Origin of the sequence: Leptolyngbya sp. FACHB-261 (assembly GCF_014696065.1) — a bacterium.
Classification (GTDB): Bacteria; Cyanobacteriota; Cyanobacteriia; order FACHB-261; family FACHB-261; genus FACHB-261.
This window is the reverse complement of record NZ_JACJPL010000010.1, coordinates 1-20,217: the sequence shown is the minus strand read 5'-3', so window position 1 is coordinate 20,217 and position 20,217 is coordinate 1. Positions and strand designations below refer to the sequence as shown.

General features: G+C 51.0%; 15 protein-coding genes and 1 tRNA gene. 13 read left to right on the top strand and 3 right to left on the bottom strand.

Annotation, left to right across the window (positions count from 1 at the left end; all coding sequences use genetic code 11):
• Positions 1-22: 22 nt before the first annotated feature.
• From H6F94_RS04370 to H6F94_RS04340, 7 genes are all read left to right on the top strand, one after another.
• Positions 23-1,027: a COX15/CtaA family protein gene (locus H6F94_RS04370; protein ID WP_190801016.1), complete on the top strand. Its 1,005-nt coding sequence runs from the start codon at positions 23-25 to the stop codon at positions 1,025-1,027.
• Positions 1,028-1,154: 127 nt separating this feature from the next.
• Positions 1,155-2,147 (top strand): heme o synthase, encoded by a 993-nt coding sequence (locus tag H6F94_RS04365; protein ID WP_190801015.1) that lies wholly within the window; start codon positions 1,155-1,157, stop codon positions 2,145-2,147.
• Entirely contained in the window at positions 2,144-3,148 is a 1,005-nt protein-coding gene (locus H6F94_RS04360) for an ABC transporter ATP-binding protein (RefSeq protein ID WP_190801014.1), read from the top strand. Before H6F94_RS04365 ends, H6F94_RS04360 begins: the two co-directional genes overlap by 4 nt.
• Positions 3,149-3,275: 127 nt before the next feature.
• The gene (locus H6F94_RS04355) at positions 3,276-4,163 is read left to right on the top strand and encodes an ABC transporter permease (protein ID WP_190801013.1); all 888 of its coding nucleotides are present in this window, start codon (positions 3,276-3,278) and stop codon (positions 4,161-4,163) included.
• 7 nt (positions 4,164-4,170) lie between these two features.
• On the top strand, positions 4,171-5,094 hold the full coding sequence (locus tag H6F94_RS04350) for an ABC transporter ATP-binding protein (protein WP_190801012.1): 924 nt from the start codon (positions 4,171-4,173) through the stop codon (positions 5,092-5,094).
• Positions 5,075-5,860, top strand: coding sequence for an ABC transporter permease (locus H6F94_RS04345; protein WP_199320207.1), 786 nt, complete (start codon positions 5,075-5,077; stop codon positions 5,858-5,860). The genes H6F94_RS04350 and H6F94_RS04345 overlap by 20 nt, the downstream gene beginning before the upstream one ends.
• Positions 5,861-5,987: 127 nt before the next feature.
• Positions 5,988-6,383: a hypothetical protein gene (locus H6F94_RS04340; RefSeq protein WP_190801011.1), complete on the top strand. Its 396-nt coding sequence runs from the start codon at positions 5,988-5,990 to the stop codon at positions 6,381-6,383.
• A 99-nt stretch (positions 6,384-6,482) separates the two neighbouring features.
• Here H6F94_RS04340 and H6F94_RS04335 read toward each other — a convergent pair whose 3' ends face one another.
• The 3 genes from H6F94_RS04335 to H6F94_RS04325 all read right to left on the bottom strand — a co-directional run bounded on the left by H6F94_RS04335 (position 6,483) and on the right by H6F94_RS04325 (position 8,287).
• A complete protein-coding gene (locus H6F94_RS04335; RefSeq protein WP_190801010.1) occupies positions 6,483-7,055 on the bottom strand; it encodes a type IV pilin-like G/H family protein in 573 nt (190 codons plus the stop codon).
• Positions 7,056-7,229: 174 nt separating this feature from the next.
• Positions 7,230-7,457 (bottom strand): ferredoxin family protein, encoded by a 228-nt coding sequence (locus H6F94_RS04330; RefSeq protein WP_190801009.1) that lies wholly within the window; start codon positions 7,455-7,457, stop codon positions 7,230-7,232.
• A 260-nt stretch (positions 7,458-7,717) separates the two neighbouring features.
• Positions 7,718-8,287 (bottom strand): type IV pilin-like G/H family protein, encoded by a 570-nt coding sequence (locus H6F94_RS04325; RefSeq protein WP_190801008.1) that lies wholly within the window; start codon positions 8,285-8,287, stop codon positions 7,718-7,720.
• Between the two features lie 244 nt (positions 8,288-8,531).
• Here H6F94_RS04325 and H6F94_RS04320 point away from each other — a divergent pair, with 244 nt between their 5' ends.
• The 6 genes from H6F94_RS04320 to H6F94_RS04295 all read left to right on the top strand — a co-directional run.
• Positions 8,532-10,118, top strand: a complete 1,587-nt coding sequence (locus tag H6F94_RS04320) for an NAD(P)/FAD-dependent oxidoreductase (protein ID WP_190801007.1) — start codon at positions 8,532-8,534, stop codon at positions 10,116-10,118.
• Between the two features lie 67 nt (positions 10,119-10,185).
• Positions 10,186-10,259 (top strand) — tRNA-Val (locus H6F94_RS04315).
• A gap of 178 nt (positions 10,260-10,437) precedes the next feature.
• Positions 10,438-11,592 (top strand): site-specific integrase, encoded by a 1,155-nt coding sequence (locus tag H6F94_RS04310; RefSeq protein ID WP_190801006.1) that lies wholly within the window; start codon positions 10,438-10,440, stop codon positions 11,590-11,592.
• A gap of 876 nt (positions 11,593-12,468) precedes the next feature.
• Positions 12,469-13,719, top strand: coding sequence for a hypothetical protein (locus H6F94_RS04305; RefSeq protein ID WP_190801005.1), 1,251 nt, complete (start codon positions 12,469-12,471; stop codon positions 13,717-13,719).
• Between the two features lie 18 nt (positions 13,720-13,737).
• Entirely contained in the window at positions 13,738-15,894 is a 2,157-nt protein-coding gene (locus H6F94_RS04300) for a pentapeptide repeat-containing protein (protein WP_190801004.1), read from the top strand.
• A 415-nt stretch (positions 15,895-16,309) separates the two neighbouring features.
• Positions 16,310-20,217: nSTAND1 domain-containing NTPase (locus H6F94_RS04295; RefSeq protein WP_190801003.1), on the top strand; the 3,908-nt coding region annotated here is incomplete at its 3' end.

Below are 20,217 nucleotides of genomic sequence, written 5' to 3'. Positions count from 1 at the left end.
ACCAACGTTTTGAACGTACGACATGACTGATGTAAATGTTTTGCAAGAAGCGCTCGGCGCTTCTGCTGAGAAGACGAGTCTAAAGACCCAGCACTCGCCCTGGCGTGACCAGACTTCTGCAAAGTTTTTGAAGGTTCTCGCGTTTCTGATCGCAGGGGTCACCTTATTTCTGATCGGCCTTGGCGGGGCAACTCGGGTGATGAATGCAGGCTTGTCTTGCCCCGATTGGCCCCTGTGCTACGGCACAATTGTCCCCAAGGCGCAAATGAATCTCCAGGTATTTCTGGAGTGGTTTCATCGTTTGGTTGCCAGCGGTGTTGGTCTGCTCACCGTGACCTTAGCAGCTACAGCCCTCTGGAACTACCGCAATCTGCCCCGTTGGGTGAGCGGCTTGTCAGTTCTATCGTTGTTTCTGGTACTAGTCCAAGGGCTGCTAGGCGGCCTGACCGTCACTGAGCTGCTGCGCTTCGACATTGTCACTGCCCACTTGGGTACAGCCATGCTGTTCCTGAGCGTGGTGCTAGTACTGGCTGTGGGTCTAGCACCCACGGCTATCCAGGTATCCCGCTCAATAACTCAGCAAGCGGGTGCCAAAACTAGTGTGGGATCCATGCCTTGGGTCGCCCTGGGCGCTGCCATCACTCTCTATGCCCAAAGCTTGCTCGGGGGTTTAGTTGCTTCTCAGTGGGCACTGCATGCCTGTCTAGGATCTTCGCTGCTTTGCAGTGTCATGAACAATCACTTGCTGGGCATTGTGCCAGCAGTGGTAGCGATTCTGGCAGTCGTGGTAGTTGCTTGGCGAACCTCGAACCTGTCCCCAGGTCTGAGACGAGTTGCCTTTGTCTCCGGTAGTTTGCTGTTGCTGCAATTGGGTTTAGGATTGGCAACCTTCCGTCTGCAGTTGCAGGTGCAGCCCCTAACCGTGGCTCATCTGGTCACTGGCGTCACAATGTTTGGCTCATTGGTGGTACTCACTACCCTTGCTTGGAAGCAGCGAGTTCAGCTCCAGCAAGCTCAAGCATCGTGAACCTCGGCTACGCCTCTGATTACCTACACTTAATTAATTTTGAGATCTTCATTCAAGTCTCAGTGACCATAGACTGCTCAGTCCTCTAGGTCAGTGGGAAGAGAAATAGCTGAATTAGTTGAACTAAATGTCTACATCGGTTTCGAAGTTCATTGCTGAGTCCCCGACGCCTGCTGGCTCTGACTGGAGCTGGCTTCATCGAACTCAGGAAACGGTTAAGTGTTACTACCAGCTCACCAAGCCCCGGATCATTGTTCTGTTAATTGTGACGACCGCAGGCGCGATGTGGTTAGCGGGCCGAGGACAGGTTGATCCAGTTTTATTTGTTGTCACGCTGCTGGGAGGCTGGCTGGCTGCCAGTTCCGCTAACACAATCAACTGCATCCTCGACCAAGATATTGACTACATCATGGAGCGCACTCGGTCGCGCCCGATTCCTTCAGGCCGAGTGCAGCCGCGACAGGCGTTTGTGTTTGCGCTGGTGTTGGCTAGTCTGTCGTTTACCCTGTTGACCGTTTTTGCGAACCTGCTTAGTGCCCTGCTGGCAATGTCAGGCATCCTGACCTATGTCTTTGTTTACACACTCTGGCTCAAGCGGTCGACTCCCAACAACATTGTGATTGGGGGGGCGGCCGGTGCGATCCCCCCACTAGTGGGCTGGGCCGCCGTAACAGGAGAGTTAAGTTGGGCTGCCTGGGTCTTGTTCGGCATTATTCTGCTGTGGACCCCCCCTCACTTTTGGGCACTGGCCTTGATGATCCGCAAGGATTACGAGAAAGTCGGCATACCAATGTTGCCTGTCTTGGTCGGCGAGCAGCCGACAGCCAATCAAATCCTCGGCTACACCTTGGTGATGGTGCCCTTCACCTTACTGCTGTGCCCGCTCGGAGCGGCTGGCTTATTTTACGGAGTTGCCGCCACGCTTTTGGGTGGAGTCTTCGTTGTTAAAGCTGTCAAATTGTTCCGCAATGCCCAAGAGCAACAAGCGGCGCGCGAGCTATTCAAGTTCTCGATCTTCTATTGCATGCTGTTGTTCGCCGCAATGGGTGTAGACAGCCTACCGATTGTCCAGACATACTCAGCTCTAGCCCTGAAGACATTGGGAGGCTTGTTGGCATGAGTGCAGCCGTCGTGATCCGAGATTTGCACAAGCGATACGGATCCGTCGAAGCCGTCAGAGGTGTGTCGCTCACCGTGGAAGCTGGTCAGATTTACGGTCTGCTGGGTCCCAATGGTGCAGGCAAAACTACTACCCTACGCTGCCTTTGCACCCTAGCTCAGCCGGACTCTGGCAGCTTAGAGGTTTCGGGGCAGTCGGTGACTACCAATCCCCGCGCTGTGCGGCGGCTTTTGGGTTATGTAGCGCAGGAGGTTGCGCTCGATAAAGTTCTGACCGGCCGTGAACTGCTGCAATTTCAAGCTGATCTGTATCACCTGCCTCGCGACTTAGCGCGTGATCGCATTGAAGGCATGATCAAACTGATGGGTTTGCAGGAGTGGATCGACCGCCGCACAGGCACCTACTCCGGCGGCATTCGCAAACGGCTAGATCTAGCAGCAGGCTTATTGCACCGCCCTCAAGTCTTGGTCCTGGATGAGCCTAGCGCTGGCTTGGATATTGAGAGCCGAGTCACCATTTGGGAGCTGCTCCGACAACTCAAGGAAGCAGGGATCACAGTTGTGATTACCAGCCACTACTTAGAGGAAATTGATGCCCTATCCGATCGCGTCGCAATTATCGATCGGGGCATTGTCATTGCTGAAGGAACTCCCTCTGAGTTGAAAGACCGCGTGGGCGGCGACCGAATTACTCTGCGCATCCGCGAGTTTACGCCCCAGTTTGAGGTGGAGCGAGCGATCTCGGTCCTGGAACCCCTACCTTTTGTACAAGCAGTAGTCGTCAATCTGGCTCAAGGCAATGCGCTGAATCTGGTGGTTAAAGAACCAGAGCAGGCAACTCTGGGGGTGCGTGAAGCGCTTGCCCAAGTAGGCTTGCCGGTGTTTGGTCTGTCTCAATCCCGGCCTAGCCTAGACGACGTTTATCTCAAGGCCACAGGGCGCACATTGGGTGATGCTGACCTAGCTGCTGCTGAGCAACAGGCGATGGTTAAGAAGCGTTGAGGTAGGATCAGCCTATAGGGTGCAATGGGCAGGGTACGATTGCTGGAAACGGCTTTGACCCTTTTTGAGCACCTACGTCTAAATTTCTAGTTTGTTCTCGGTTTTGAATCCGCCTTTGAGGTCTGCTATGAGCAACACCTTTGACATACTGACCCAGTCTCGTCTGTCAGAGCTTTCCGCATCGCCTCAGGCGACCGAACGCTCAGCATTTTCTGAGTTTGTGCAAGAAACGGCAGCTCTCACTCGCCGCCTATTTATTCAACTGCAACGGCGTCCCTCCACCTTGGTTGCGGGGATCATCCAGCCGTTGATGTGGCTGATTTTGTTTGGGGCCCTGTTTCAGAATGCTCCGGCTGGTCTGTTCGGTACTGAGCAAAGCTATGCCCAATTTTTGGGAGCAGGCGTAATTGTCTTCACAGCTTTTGGTGGAGCCCTTAATGCCGGCTTGCCGGTGATGTTCGACCGGGAATTTGGCTTCCTGAACCGGCTGTTGGTAGCACCCCTGGTTTCGCGCTTTTCGATTGTGCTAGCGTCCTCAATTTTCATCGCTACCCTGAGCTTGATTCAGGCCGCTGTGTTAGTGGGAGCCAGTGCACTGATGGGCACGAGGTTGCCTGGAGCCTTGGGCTTGGGCCTCATGGGGCTGATTGTGCTCTTGCTGGTGCTGGGTGTTACGGCGCTCAGCCTGGGTCTGGCCTTCGCCATGCCTGGTCACGTCGAGCTGATTGCGGTCATTTTTGTCGTGAACCTGCCACTGCTGTTTGCTAGCAGTGCCCTGGCTCCCCTGAGCTTTATGCCGACCTGGTTGCAGTGGGTGGTGAGCCTCAATCCTCTCACCCATGCCATTGAGCCGATTCGCTATCTCTACACGCATGCCGATTGGAGCTTTAGCAGCCCTATTCTGAGCGCGCCTTGGGGTGTGATGACCTTGGGTGGCGCGTTACTGGCACTCCTGGCGTTCGACTTGGTGGCGATTTTGTCAGTCCGTGGCATCTTGAAACGCTCTCTCGCCTAGCTGCTGCATGAAGGTACTTGAGGCCAACAACCTCAGAAAAATTTACCGGCAGCAAGGCAAAACAGTTGCAGCAGTCCGTGGCGTCTCCCTAAGCATTGCAGCTGGGGAGGTGCTGGCGTTTTTGGGGCCAAACGGTGCAGGTAAAACAACGACGATCAAGATGATCGCTGGCCTAATTCGACCAGATGCTGGTTGGGTTCGAATTGCCGATCGAGATCCTCACCACGACTCCCAGGCACTCAGCCAGGTTGGGGCCGTGTTGGAGGGCAATCGCAACACCTACTGGCGTCTCACTCCAGAAGAAAACCTGGCCTATTTCGGCACCCTCAAAGGCTTGAGTGAGCCAATAGCCCGACGACGAGGCTTAGAGCTTTTAGACCGCTTCGACCTAGTTGGCAAACGGCACACTCCCGTTCAGTCTCTTTCCCGAGGCATGCAGCAGAAGTTGGCATTGGCTGTGGCGCTGATCCATCAACCCAAGCTCTTATTGCTAGATGAACCGACCTTGGGTTTGGACGTTGAGGCAACTCAGAGTGTTAAGACTCTAGTGCGGGAAATTGCGCAGGAAGGACGGGCAATTCTGCTCACAACGCATCAACTCAACCTGGCAGAGGAGCTATCAGACCGGGTAGCGATCATCAACGCTGGGGAGATTATTACTGAGAAGCCGACTCACGAGCTAGTTCGCCAGTTTTCTGGGTCCGCCTATGTAATTGAGGTCGAAGGCGATCTAACACTTGACCAGAGCAACCAACTCAAAACCTTGGACGCACGAATCGAGGGCAGACAAATCATCTACACAGGACAATCAGACCAAATCTACAGTGTGCTGTCCGTCCTAAAGCCTCTACCTCTGGTTCGTGTTGCCAAAGACCAAGCTGACCTGACAGAGATTTTCTTGAAATTGGTGCATGGCCGTGAAGGTGCGTGAGCTGTTGCGGGCAGAGTTTAAGCGCAGTTGGATCCAGTCCTGGCGCTACCCTAGCGAAACCATCGGTGGCATTGTCATTGCCACTCTGATTTTTTATGGCATTTTTCTCAGTGCTCGCTACATTGCAGGTCCTAGCTTGCAATTTGGCGACCGCCTAGATTCGATTGTGGTTGGCTATGTGCTCTGGGATTTAGTAGTTCTAGTCATGAATGACATCGCCATCGGCCTGCAAATCGAAGCTCAGACTGGCACCCTGGAGCAACTGTTTCTGTCTCCCTTCGGAGCAGCTAAAATTTTCCTGGCTCGCGGCTTAGCCAGTTTAGTGCTGCGCTTGATTTTGACCCTCAGCATCCTATTAGCCATCCTGCTGCTCACAGGTAGCCGTCTCGCATTTCCACCCAGTTTGCTACTACCTTTAGCTGCCGTGCTGCTCGGAGCCTACGGTTTGGCCTTCCTGTTGGGAGCCCTGTCGTTATTACTTAAGCGCATCCAGCAGTTGTTGGGAATTTTTCAGTTCGCGCTGTTTTTCCTGCTGGCGACGCCCATTGAAACCTGGACTGGTCCCTCGCGGCTGCTAGGGCTGCTGCTGCCGATGGCTTCAGGTGCCGGTCTCCTACGCGATCTTATGGCAAGGGAGCAGGCCCTCGATGTAGGTCAGTTAGCCCTAGCCCTGTTGAGTGGAGTGGGCTATTTCAGCCTGGGTCTGCTGGTGTTTACTTGGGCCGAGCGCCAAGCCAAGCGGCAGGGTATTCTCAGTGGCTACTAAGTGATTCAACCAGCGCTTTAACTTCTGGCCCCGTTCCAGCGAGGGTTCTCTTTAAATGATCGTAAGCGAAGCCTTCGGCCCCGAAAGAGCAGGCTAAGCTTGAGGTGCAGTGGCGCAGCAAGCTCTCATGGATCTGTTGAATCAAGCCAAGGAACAGGCCGCCAAGCTCGCGCAAAAGGCTCGTGAGGCCGCTCAGGAAGCCAATCGCAACCTGCAAAAGCAGACCCAGCAGCAAGCTGCTAAGCTTTCGCAAAAAGCCAGTGAGGTTGCCAAAGAAGTCAGAGGCAATCTACAGGAAGCCGCGGAAGATTTAACTGAAAAGGCAGTGGAACAAGTCGAAGCTGCCCAGAAAAGCGCTCGTAAAACTGCTGGTGATCTCTCGACCAAGGCCACCACTACCCGCAAGAATCTGCAGGCCAAAGCCAAAGCCAAAGCAGACGAAGTGGCCGAAACCATCAAGGACTCTTTCTCCGAGCTGCGCAGCGACCTGCTCCAGCAAAAGCCACCCAAGCGAGGCTCTTAGTTTTCTATCCTCAAACGAAATAGAGGTGAGACAACTGCTGTCCCACCTCCATTTTTATGTCCTAACTGATTCAATTCCAGCCAATCACGTTAGCCAGCGTTACTGAATTGCCTTGGCTGCACCCTGGCAACCAATGTTGTTGTTGCTGGTTAGTACACCACCCGTGACAAGGTTGGCAATATTTCCTGCAGTCAGTTCTGAACCGGCAGCTGGTGTGTTTGCTTGCTTAGCTTCACAAAGAACAGCCAGCGTTGTTGCGTCCTGACCGCTCTGCTGAGCGATTTGAACCGCGCCGATGTAAGCTTTCAGACCAGGATCAGACTTGACAGTGGCTTGCTGGAGCGCGTAGTTGGGGCTAGCAACGTTAGGCGTAACGGAATAGGTGTAGTAAACCGTGTTGGAGTTGATCCCGACCGAAAGGGTGCTGATGTCGGGAGCAAAGGCTGTGTTCTCCAAGCGGTAAGCCTGCTGCGCTCGGTTCATCGAACCCACATAGGTTCTGGCTTCCGACTGTCTGGCGCGGTTGGCCTGGTTCAAGAAGGAAGGCAGAGCAATGGCGGACAGAATACCGATGATGATGATGACCACCAGCAGTTCGATCAGGGTGAAACCCTCGCTATTGTTTCTGCGAGCCAGAAAGAACAGCAGCTTGGTTTTGGTACGTGCGTCCACGAGTGACTCCTTGCGATGAGTATGTAGGCCATGTCGGGAACCGCAGGGATCTGCTTCCCAACTCACGAGCTAACTTTACCCATTCCGTCCGGATCAGCGATCACTCTGACTGAAAATCTTCCAGCAAATCCACGCAGTTACACCTCCTGCTGCCGTAGTTCCACCGAGGCCAGCTTAAGTAGGCGTACTCTGGAGGTCTGGGCGCTCCTCAGGTACAATCGCACCCTCTACTGGACAAACCTGAAGACAGATACCACAGTCAATACAGGTCGCAAAATCAATCCAGTACCAATCGGTACCTTTGGTATTTTTGCCAGGACCGGGATGAATGCAAGCCACTGGGCAGGCATCTACACAGTCGGCAACACCTTCGCAGGTGTTGGTAACAATCGTGTGGGGCATGGGGTTAGGTGCTTGGGCGTCTATCTGTATCTGTATCAAGCTATCAGAAATCCCTGAAATACTGTCCTCCAGACTTTTTTGCAGCCGGGGAGGTTGAAGACAGAGAGCCCTTGAAGCCAGCATGGCTAGAGTTCGTGACCCCATGATCTAGGCAAAGATCTAGGCAAGATTGACAAGAATCCTACAGGCTCCAGTGTGGCCATACCACCACCCTAAATCGCCTGCTCAAAGCAGTCTCTAACGCAAGCTCAACCCATTAGTTAATTCATTGGCCTGAAGTTGCTACCACAGGCGATGGGATTAGAGTCATCAACCACCGTTGAGAGGTTTTCGTTACTGACATCTGCTGTGGTAGGAGCAGTGCCCGCAACCGGAGTATTAGACTGACGGGCTTCACAAATAATTGATTGAGATGAGGCGTCTTGACCCAGAGCTTGAACAAACTGCACAAGTCCAATATAGGCTTTAAGCGACAGTTCTGCTTTGACCATACCTATTTGCAAAGAGCCGCCAACATTAGCATCGGAAATAAAATAGCTGTAATAACTGGTACTGGATCTAATACCTAAAGAAAGGTTGGCAAGATTGTTGGCAAAAGTAGGATTTTCTAGCCGATAGGCTTGCTGCGCCCGATTCATGGCACCGACATAGGTTTTTGCTTCCGACTGCCGTGCGCGGTTCACCTGATTGAGGAAGGCAGGCAGAGCAATCGCTGATAGGATGCCGATAATAATAATCACCACTAATAGCTCAATAAGAGTAAATCCCTTATTACGATTCTTCCTAGCCAAGAGGAATAAGAACTTGAGCCGAAGGGTAGCATTTGTCATTGCTTGTCACAATAAACTGTGTAACCGAGCCGGACCTAGAAAGTCGGCTCATCTATTTCTCTTAAAGTACCCTGTGAGTTGGATTGACAATCAGGTTCAATCACTTTTTACAGGTCACCCGATCGTTAACACTTAAGTCAATTCTTAAGTCAATTGAGGTTAAGCAGATTAGTCGTAGCCTGCTTTAGACGAATAGCCTAGGGCAATCTTACTGGACTCTCCATTCGCTACAATTCGGGGAGCAATGCAAGCTTTCCGGATGGCCCGCCACAAGATGCTTTTTTCCTCGCCTCTTGAGCAATACCTGAGCCGCCTCAGCCACCCAGAAACGACAAGGCAGATTCTCACCCGTGTCGATCACCGCTGGCAAAGTTATTGCAAGGGTTTGGAGCAACCCCCACAGCCGATTCAGCTCAGCGACACTGAGGTAGAGCCTGAACTGGATGTGGTGATCTGTGGCGGTACGCTGGGGATTTTACTGGCGACTGGTCTACAAGCTCAAGGCTGGCGCGTTGCCCTCCTAGAAGCTGGGCTTCTACAGGGTCGCGAACAAGAATGGAATCTCTCGCGTGAGGAACTAGAGACACTAGTTCAATTGGAATTGCTCACTCCTGACGAGCGAGAGCAGGTCATCACCAGTGAGTACTCCCGAGGACGAATTGCTTTTCTGGGTGGCCCAGATCATTGGGCTACAGGTGTCCTCAATATCGGCATCTACCCTGTGACTTTGCTGGAGCTTCTGAAAAACAAGTTTCTGACATTAGGCGGCAAGTTGCTAGAGAACACTGGCTTTGCCAGTGCTGTCCTCAGCCCTCACCATGCCTGTGTCTCTACCCAAAACGGACTGACGCTCAATACCCGTTTGCTGATTGATGCAATGGGACATTTCTCGCCTATCGTGGCTCAAGCCCGACAGGGTCAAACACCTAGCCTGATCTGTGCCGTAGTGGGCTCCTGTGCGACTGGTTTTCCAGACAATGACAAAGGCGATCTGCTGGTCACTACTACACCGATTCGCCAGCAGATGCAGTATTTCTGGGAAGCTTTTCCGGCACGCGCAGGCGGACGGACGACCTATCTATTTACTTATTTAGATCTTGATCCAGGGCGTGGCTCTCTCCAGGCTTTTTTTGAGGACTATGCAACCTTGCTGCCGGAGTATCAGCAGTGTGAGTTAGCAGCTTTGCAGCCTTTGCGCTTGCTGGCAGGTTTGTTTCCAGCTTATCCAGATAGTCCTCTTCGCCTGCCTTGGGGCCGAACTCTGGCCGTAGGTGATGCCGCAGCTCAACAGTCACCCCTGAGTTTTGGTGGTTTTGGGGCAATGGTCAGGCATCTACCGCGTCTGCTACGCGGCATCCAGGCGGCTCTTGCTGCTGACTGTCTCGACCGGCTCAGCTTGGCAGAGCTTCAACCCTACGCCCCCAATATCAGTGTCACCTGGCTATTTGCCCGCACGATGCAGGTTCCTTGGCGTAGCTCTCTGCCTCCAGATCGCATCAACCAACTGCTTAATCAGGTGTTTACAGTGCTCGACCAGCTAGGGCCAGAGGCTATGCAAACCTTTTTGCAAGACAAGCCGCGTTGGGATAGCCTCACGCAGACGTTGATTGCCACCCTGCTCCAGGCTCCTGACCTGACTCTGGCCTCTGTCACGCAGGTCGGTTTGCCCACCTTAGCGCAGTGGCTCTCGCACTACCTACGCTTGGGGGTCTCAAGCTTGAGACTAAAAATGGCACCAGTTCCAGATTGGACGCAGCCCCAGGCTTCTAAAGCCTATTTTCGGGAGCTAGCCCGCTACGATGCTCTGCGCTATGGAACTGGCCTGGAATAACTACTGCCAAGACGAAAAAAATGTGCTACGATAGCCAAGCTGCTGGGGCGAAACCTGGTGATAGCAAGGACGCATAGCTCAGTTGGTTAGAGCACCACGTTGACATCGTGGGGGTCACTGGTTCGAGTCCAGTTGTGTCCATATGTCATAAAACCCCGGAACCCACGCTAGATAAGGGTTCCGGGGTTTTTGTTTTGTCCTGAAGGGTCCTAAGACAGGTTCTTGAGTAACAAAAATCACTCTGTTTCGGCAGTCATTTGGTATGAATTTGGTATGAATTTGGTATGCTCAGTTGGAGCACAACGATCGAATACCAACTATGAGCCAACAGCCAGGGACAGCAAAGCGTAAAAATGCAAGCAAAGGAACTGTGAAGGTGGAGCCCTTCCAGGGACGTCTAAGACTGCGCTGGAGTTGTGGCGGAAAACGCTATTCCTTGTCCCTTGGCCTGATCGATGCCCAGGAAACCAGAAAGGCAGCGGAAGGCAAAGCTAGGCAAATTGAGTTAGACATCCTCTCAGGGAATTTTGACCCTACTCTGGTAAAGTACAAGCCAGAGGGATACGTAGAGCCAAAGAAAGATGAGGTTGTGCTCATCACTTGTGTCGAGTTATTTCAGTTATTCACCGACTACAAATCGAAGGGCGTCTACTCAAGAACTCTTGAAAAGTATAAGACTACGGAGAAGTACCTTTCTGAGTTCTATGCCGATAAGAAGGTAGAGTTTTTAGGCTTGATGTCTGCTGAGCCCTTTGTCGAATTTCTTCGCTCGAAGGGAAATGGCGAGCGAATTCTCAAGGAACGGTTGGGTCTACTCTCAGCTTGCTGGGACTGGGGCAAGGGGAGACATTACGTAGAAGTTAATCCTTGGAAGGAATTGCAGAACAGGGTTAAGGTGCCACCTAAACAAATGCCTAAGCCATTCACTAAGGATGAGATAAAGGCAATCATAAAAGCTTTCAAAGATGATCCTCACTATAAACACTATGCTGAATTCGTTCAGTTTTTGTTTGGCACTGGAGCGAGAACCTCTGAAGCAATTGGTCTCAGATGGGAGCATATCTCTGATGACTTTGGCAGTGTTTGGATAGGCGAGTCACTGAGTCGAGGGGTCCGAAAATCAACGAAAACTAACAAGGCTAGGACAATCCCTCTTAATGGCAAAATCTCCTCACTTCTCCGGAACAAGAAGCCCGAAGCAGCTCAACCAGATGATCTGGTATTTACTACCAGGCAGGGCAATGCAATCGACGACCACAATTTCCGGAACCGAGCTTGGGTGACGATTTTAGAACGATTGGAGATTCTATATCGAAAGCCATACATCACTCGACACACATTTATTTCCCACTGTTTAGCCGATGGGCTGCCCCCAACAACAGTTGCTGCTGTTACAGGGCATGATGTGCAGACACTCTATGAGAACTATGCTGGTTGTGTTTCTTCACGCCCGATTCTGCCAGAGATGTTTTAAGGTCAGCTCACGACCTTCTTGAGCTAATGAAGCTTCAGAGGTTTCTGCCGTGATGTGTGTGCCAAAGCTGTGTAATGAGTAGTCTATAGCTATTGATGCTTTTTCTATTTCTAGGATGGACGACGATACATACAGAACAGACTGGCTAAGAACCTTAGGACCTTGGGATGGGAGGGTCTTCCAGGTAGAGGGATGGCTCAGAATTCTGGGGAAGAGAACGCTCAGGTTCCATCTCCACAAACCCAAAAATTTTTATCCTTTCTAATCAGACTTTGAATCTGATCTGCCCCCTGCCCCCACCTAGTAGGCAGGTTGACCTGCAAGACCTACACATCAGCTATGAGCTGTGGCTCAGAGAACAATCCATTTAATCTTGCACAAGGGCTTATTGGTACAGTTGGCTACCCACATGAGAAAATTGCCAAACTGACCCGCCAAGAGAAGGATTGGAGACTGCTGAACGGTTTGGGTACAATTTTTGACCCCATCGAGGTTGGCAGAAGTCATTGGAAGGCCACTGTGCAGAGTTGAAAGGGCAGCAGGTGGTATGGCGCAAGGATGCTAAGCCGTATCGGGTGAAGTTAGTGCAGGCAGTACAGCGGCAGAGAGTTAAAGGGGCAACGAGCGACATCCTATAGATACTGATCAAAAAGCTTGAGAAGGAATGATTGACAACTCGTAAAGATGTAATAAATATTATGTGGTTCTCGGTAAATTCTCTGATCACTATGGCACCCTGAGAAGAATACAAGTTAAAAGTTGGTTTCTGCACTTCACGTGCCTACTGTTGAGCATGGCCACTGGCAGATCTTCACAAAAACACAGATAAATCAAGTGCAAGCACATACCTTTACTTAAATAAGTAAGGATACGTTAATGAGAGTATTACCCCTTTTTCTGATTTCTTTAGTTGCATCCTTAAGCCTTCTAGTTGGTTTAGAAGCAAAAGCACAGTCTAGTTCACGAATTCTATTACGAGAAACAGGTTCTTTTGGAGAAAGTCGCTCTAACTTAGCAGATGGTCATACTTTTCAAATTGGTGCCAATGTCCCAATCCAAATAGATTTCGCAGTAGATTGGTTAAGCCGAGGGGTTCTTCCCTTTTTCGCACTGCTTGACTCAGAGGGTAATGTTCTCGCCCTGATTGGTACAGGTGGCAGACTACGGGGAGGAGAGTCAAGATCTCCTTTGATTCAAGGTCTTGAAGTAAAGGGAAGCCCTGCAGGAGCTTCAGCAAGGTTTAGTATGTCTCGTGCTGGTCTTTATCGAGTCGTGATCTTGGCACCTGATCCTAATCTTCGAGGTCGTTATGATTTGTCAGTTTCTACAGAGACACCAGCACAAAATTCAGTAGTGGGGCAGCTTGACAGAGGAGAGAGCCAAGTACAAGTATTAAACCGTGCTTCACGATGTACTGATGGTGATGTCAGAAAAAGCATTAATCAACTGGAGGAGAACCCTTCTGTTATTGATGCGATCATTGCTTGTGGTTCAGAGGCAATACCTGTTCTTCGAGAGATTCTAATCCCTCGTTCTGTTAGAGGAAGTGGTGTTGAGACTATGTATCTTTCTGGTTTTACCAGAATTCTAGTCATCACCGCTTTAGGTGAAATTGGTTTGAATACGACTTCGAGAGAAAGAGAGTTGATAGTAAGAGATCTAGTTCATGTATCTGGTCGTGACGTAACTACTTTAGAGTTTAATACATGTATGCATGTATTGAACCAATTTAGAAGGATCGACTCTTCTACTGTTTCTACAATAGTTTCTATGCTTGAAAGTGAGGCTGACGATGTAGCAGCTTTCAGAGTTCTAGATCGAATGAGCCTAGGTTCCCTAGCACTTCCTTGGCTGATTACTACAGTCTTAGATACTAGCAAATCTGGCTATGAGCGAAGACTTTGGCTCCGGGAATTAAAGGAAATCGACCCTGATAGATTTAATCGACTTCTTCAGGAGAACTCATCAGTCAGAGAAGTGGTGGCTGAAGCTGAACAAGATCTCCTTCAGCCACCATTTCTGCCTGCCCCATTTAGAGATGCTAGTATCGAGAGGACGTATTCTTCCACACCCCATTTCTGCCGCTATTCAGCGCTGCGTACTTTGTTGCCGTGGAAGTGCAGGTAAATTGATAAGCAGATAAAAATGGTGGCGAAGTTACAAGACACTAATTTACGAGGAGCAGATCTTAGTGGGCGAGATCTAGTTGGACAGGATTTTAGCCACTTTGATATCCGTGGTACTAGTTTTAGAAAAGCAATTTTAGTCGGTGCAGATTTCAGCCACGCTAAGGCTGGCCTGTCGCGTACCTGGACGTTTAGCTTAGGTGCTTCATCATTAGCGTTGGCACTTTTGGCAGGGCTGGTCTCCGGCTATTCTGCTGCTCTCTTAAGCAACTTATGGGTTGGTAATGCATCTGGTCCCATTTTCGGTATTTTTGCTCTAGTTGCCCTGTTTACTTTTCTAGCAGTGATACTGTTTCTAGGGTTGGGTACCCTGCTAGTCATACTCACTGAAATTGTTGCCGCTATTCTTATCGCGATCATCGCGTTTTTGCCAACTTCTCAAGCTAACCTTGCTGTTGATGTTCAATTTACTGCCTTAGCACTTGCGGGTAGCCTAGCCGGGGTGGGTAATATAGCAGTAGGGATTGCCATCGCTAGATTAATACCACTTTGGAAACCTGGAATCATCACCGGGGGTGCTGCATTTTTAGGATTAGTATTTGGGGTTCTGCTAGGAAACATAGAAGTTATAGGTTATCTGATCTCTAGCTCGGTTGCCTTAGCTACAATTGTCACCGGAGGCTATATTGGTTGGCTGGCAATCACAGCAAAAAATAACAAGTATCAAATCATTCAGTCCCTTGCAACTGCCTTAGTAACCAAAGGAGGAACTAGCTTTCATGGTGCAAACCTAACAGATGCTAACTTTACTGAAGCCACGCTTAAAAGCACAGACTTTAGACAAGCAACCCTAACCCGCACTAATTGGTTTCACGCCCGAAAATTAGATCAAGCTCGTACAGATGGAACTTATTTAGAAAGCTCCAAAGTCCATCAACTCGCTATTACGAAACTTGGGCGTGGAGAAAATTTTGATCGATGCGATTTGCGAGGACTGAATTTGCAGGAGGCTATCCTAACAGATGCTAGCTTCGTAGGGGCAGATCTGAGCGAAGCAAATTTGCAAGAGGCTGACCTATCTAGAGCGAAGCTCGTTCAGGCGCAGTTATATCGAACTGATTTATCTAAAGCTTGTCTTACCGGAACATTCATCCAAGATTGGGCAATTTCTACCGATACCTGTCTGACTAGGGCTCGCTGTGAATACATTTACATGCGTTTACCTACCGCTGATGATCCTGATCCCTGGAGAAAGCCGGATAACCGTCAGGAGAATTTCAAAGAGGGGGATTTTGCTGATTTTATCTCTCCTATTATCAAAACGCTTGACCTTTACAAAAGCCAAAATGTCGATATGCGAGAGGTGGCTAGCCAATTCAAAACTCTCGACTTATTTCATCACGGAGGGCTTGATCCGAGTGCTGCTGCCATTGCAATTCAAAGGCTCGCAGAAAACCATCCAGAAGCAGAATTAGAACTGTTGACCCTCGAAGGTCGAGGCCATGAGAAGATCCGACTACAGGCAAAAGTGTCTAGTGATGCTAATCAATCGGAACTTCATCGCGAATACTTTAAAACCTATAGCCAAATCAAGTCCTTACCTATCAACGATTTGCAAGCTCTGTTGGCCGGAATGGGAGAGAAAGATGAAAGAATCCGTAGTTTGGAAAAACTATTAGAGAATGCCTTGGGCCAACCCAAATTTTACGTCGAAACCTACACTAGAGGAGATTACATCATGTCGCAAAGTAAGGGAAATGTCAGCATTAGCGGTGTTCAAGGCAACGTTAGTGGCGTAGCTGCAGCTGGCGAAAATCAAACAATGACTGGAGTTGCCCTTGGGGCCATCAGCGGCAGCGTCACTAACACTATCAATCAGCTACCAGAGTCCTCTGATCCTGACCAACCTAGCCTTAAAGATCTTTTGGCTCAGTTACAAGCAGCCATCGAAACTGAACCTGAGTTGACGGAGGAAGATAAGATTGAGGCACTAGAACAGGTTGAAAACCTTGCTCAAGCAGGACAGCAACCTGGAGACGGTGCTCTGCAAAAAGCCGCAAAAACATCAATCAAGATTTTGAAAGGAACAGTGTCAACCCTACCAGACATGACCAAGCTAGTTCAGGAATGTACCAAGTTACTTCCTGCGATCGCTGCTCTCCTAGCGTTTATTTAGACGACATGAGCCGTTAAACTTTAGTTCACTCTAACTATCTCTCAAGTCCTTTCCGTATAGGCACTCGTTTTTCTGCGAGTGCCTGAACATATTGTTTGTGCTGTGGCCCATAGCTGATATGAGTCAGTTAATCGCTCCCGTAGTAGTACAGCGAGTCAAACGGCAATCCATTATCCATTGTTCCAAAATCTACCTAAGCAAGACCTTAATGGCTAAGCCGAAACCGCTCCTTACTACGAGGGTTGATCGAAATTTAATGTGCCTCTGCAAGGCTTGGAGCTGCTCACAACTTGATCTCAACCAAACCCTTGAAGCTTGTCAACGACAGCTTCAGGGGTTTCTGTCATGATGTGGGTGCCAAAGCTGTGTAATGAGCAGCCAGAGCTTTGGACACTTCCGCTAGGAGACCATAACTATGGTAGACGCTCTCCCAGATTCAGCTGGAGCAGTAACCACGCTAGGGCAGTCTGGAGCTATCGAAGTTTTCTTCTCCTATGCCCGTGAGGATGAGGCTCTACGGGACGAACTAGCCAAGCACCTCAGTACCCTGCAGCGGGAGGGCGTGATCACGGCTTGGCATGACCGGGAGATCATTGCAGGTGGAGAGCTGGACCGGGAGCTGGACCAGCATTTGAACACCGCTCAAATCATTTTGCTGCTGGCTAGTGCTGACTTTTTCGCCTCGGATGACCTCTACAACATTCAGCTGAAGCGAGCCTTGGAACGACATCAGGCGGGGGAAGCTCGGGTGATTCCGGTGCTACTGCGTCCAGTGGATTGGGAGAACACTCCTTTGGGCAAGCTGCAACCCCTACCGAGGAATGGGGAGCCGATCACTCGTTGGACTAACCAGGACCAGGCATTTCTAGAGGTGGCTCAAGGGATCCGCAGAGCGGTTCTGTGGAAGGCTTTACGGGCTAGGAGCGGGGAGCAGACAGCGCTGCTGTGCCCCTATCGAGGGTTGTTTGCGTTTCGAGAAGAGGATGCCCCCTTCTTCTTTGGGCGAGAGGCGTTTATTGGGCCATTGGTTGAGGCGGTGCGAACACAGCCCTTAGTGGCCGTGCTCGGTCCTTCTGGAAGCGGCAAATCCTCACTGGTGTTTGCTGGGCTGATGCCTGAGTTACGGGTAGAGGGAGAGTGGCTGGTTGCTTCCTTTCGGCCTAAGGAGCGCCCGCTCTATGAACTGGCCACTGTCCTCATCGAGTTGTGGGAGCCAGAGGAAAGCAAAGCCAGACGGGATAGAGATGCTGAGGAATTAGCCCTTGATCTGCTTGGGGGCAAGCGGCAATTACGGGAGCGTGTGGCTCGCATTCTAGAGAGCCATCCCAATCACCGTCGTCTGTTACTGGTGGTGGATCAGTTTGAGGAGCTGTACACGCTCTGCCGAGACTCAGAGGAGCAAAAACGTTTTCTTGATGAGTTGCTCAAAGCAATTCAAGGGGATGAGCCGGGGCAAGGGTCTGCGGGTTTGACGCTGGTGTTGACCTTACGAGCAGACTTTTTGGGGCAAGCGCTCTCCTATGGTCCTTTTGCCGATGCCTTGCAGCACGCTGACTTGAAACTGCGCTCGATGTACCGTGAAGAGCTGCAAAGGGCGATCGAGGAGCCTGCCGAGCGCTGGGGCTTGCGCTTGGAGGAGGGACTGACGCGGCGCATTTTAGATGAAGTCGGAGGGGAGCCGGGGAATCTGCCGTTGTTGGAGTTTGCATTGACGCTGCTGTGGCAGAGACAAGAAGAGGAGCAGTTGACCCATCGGGCTTATGACGAGATTGGTGGAGTGGCCGCAGCGCTGGCGAAGCATGCAGAGGCGGTTTACAGCCAACTGAACGAGACAGAGCAGACGCAGGCACAGCGCATTTTTCTGCAATTGATACGGCCTGGGGAAGGGACTGAAGACACTCGCCGTCTGGCAACTCGCTCTGATGTTGGGGAAGACAACTGGGAACTGGTCGCGAAGCTGGCAGGAGCACGGCTAGTGGTGACAGGGCGCAATGAAGCCAGTGAATCGGAAACTGTGGAGGTAGTGCATGAAGCGCTGATTCGCGAGTGGCAGCGCCTGCGTGATTGGATGAGAGCTGACCGGACATTTCGCACCTGGCAGGAGCGGCTAAGGGCAGCGATGCGCCAGTGGGAAACAAGTAGCCACGATGAAGGCGCACTCCTACGGGGGGCTCCATTAGCAGAAGCAACGGACTGGTTGGAGAAGCGTCAAGGGGAACTGAGCCTGACGGAGCGAGAATTCATTCAGGTCAGTCTGAGGCTGCGAGAGCAAGAGGAGGCTGCGCGCAAACGCCGTCAGCAGTGGATTACGAGAAGTCTGACAGGCGGTTTAGTCGGAGCCTTGGTGCTGGTCGTCTTCGCTGGGTGGCAACTGCACGGGGCCATTATTAGTCAGAGTGTAACCCTCAGTAAGTCCTCAGAATTACTGCTAGCGTCTGACCTAAACTTTGATGCCCTGCTGGAGAGTTTGAGAGCAGCGAGGAAACTCAAGCAAGCCATTTGGAGCGATGTCAGTACCCGCAATCAAGTGAGAGGGACCTTGCAACAAGCGGCTTACAGTTCTCAAGAACGTAACCGTTTTCAGAGCCATCAGGACAGTGTCGATAGCATCGAGTTCAGCCCTAATGGCCAGCAGTTAGCAACCCTTGGAGAAGATGGCATAGCTCGCTTGTGGGACTTGAAGGGTAAACAGTTAGCTCAGTTTAAGCCTGCTACAGGCCGTGTCGATAGCATCGAGTTCAGCCCTAATAGCCAGCAGTTAGCAACCGGTGGAGAAGATGGCATAGCTCGCTTGTGGGACTTGAAGGGTAAACAGTTAGCTCAGTTTAAGCCTGCTACAGGCGGTGTCACTAGCATCGAGTTCAGCCCTAATAGCCAGCAGTTAGCAACCGGTGGAGCAGATGGCACAGCTCGCTTGTGGGACTTGAAGGGTAAACAGTTAGCTCAGTTTAAGCATTCCATAGACTATATCACTAGCATCGAGTTCAGCCCTAATAGCCAGCAGTTAGCAACCGGTGGAGCAGATGGCACAGCTCGCTTGTGGGACTTGAAGGGTAAACAGTTAGCTCAGTTTAAGCATTCCATAGACTATATCACTAGCATCGAGTTCAGCCCCAATGGCCAGCAGTTAGCAACCCTTGGATCAGAATTAGATGGCACAGCTCGCTTGTGGGACTTGAAGGGTAAACAGTTAGCTCAGTTTAAGCCTACTACAGGCGGTGTCGATAGCATCGATTTCAGCCCCAATGGCCAGCAGTTAGCAACCCGTGGATCAGGATTAGATGGCACAGCTCGCTTGTGGGACTTGAAGGGTAAACAGTTAGCTCAGTTTAAGCATCCCACAGGCAGTGTCGATAGCATCGAGTTCAGCCCCAATGGCCAGCAGTTAGCAACCGGTGGAGAAGATGGCACAGCTCGCTTGTGGGACTTGAAGGGTAAACAGTTAGCTCAGTTTAAGCATGCCACAGGCAGTGTCGATAGCATCGAGTTCAGCCCCAATGGCCAGCAGTTAGCAACCGGTGGAGAAGATGGCACAGCTCGCTTGTGGGACTTGAAGGGTAAACAGTTAGCTCAGTTTAAGCATGCCACAGGCAGTGTCGATAGCATCGAGTTCAGCCCCAATGGTCAGCAGTTAGCAACCGGTGGATTCGACGATGGCACAGCTCGCTTGTGGGACTTGAAGGGTAAACAGTTAGCTCAGTTTAAGCATCCCACAGGCGGTGTCACTAGCATCGATTTCAGCCCTAATGGCCAGCAGTTAGCAACCCGTGGATCAGGAGCAGATGGCACAGCTCGCTTGTGGGACTTGAAGGGTAAACAGTTAGCTCAGTTTAAGCATCCCACAGGCGGTGTCACTAGCATCGATTTCAGCCCCAATGGCCAGCAGTTAGCAACCGGTGGAGCAGATGGCACAGCTCGCTTGTGGGACTTGAAGGGTAAACAGTTAACTCAGTTTAAGCATCCCACAGGCCATGTCACTAGCATCGATTTCAGCCCCGATGGCCAGCAGTTAGCAACCGGTGGATTAGATGGCACAGTTCGCTTGTGGGACTTGAAGGGTAAACAGTTAGCTCAGTTTAAGCATCCCACAGGCGGTGTCTATAGGATCGATTTCAGCCCCAATGGCCAGCAGTTAGCAACCCGTGGATTGGATGGCACAGCTCGCTTGTGGGACTTGAAGGGTAAACAGTTAGCTCAGTTTAAGCCTGCTACAGGCGGTGTCACTAGCATCGATTTCAGCCCCGATGGCCAGCAGTTAGCAACCGGTGGATTCGACGATGGCACAGCTCGCTTGTGGGACTTGAAGGGTAAACAGTTAGCTCA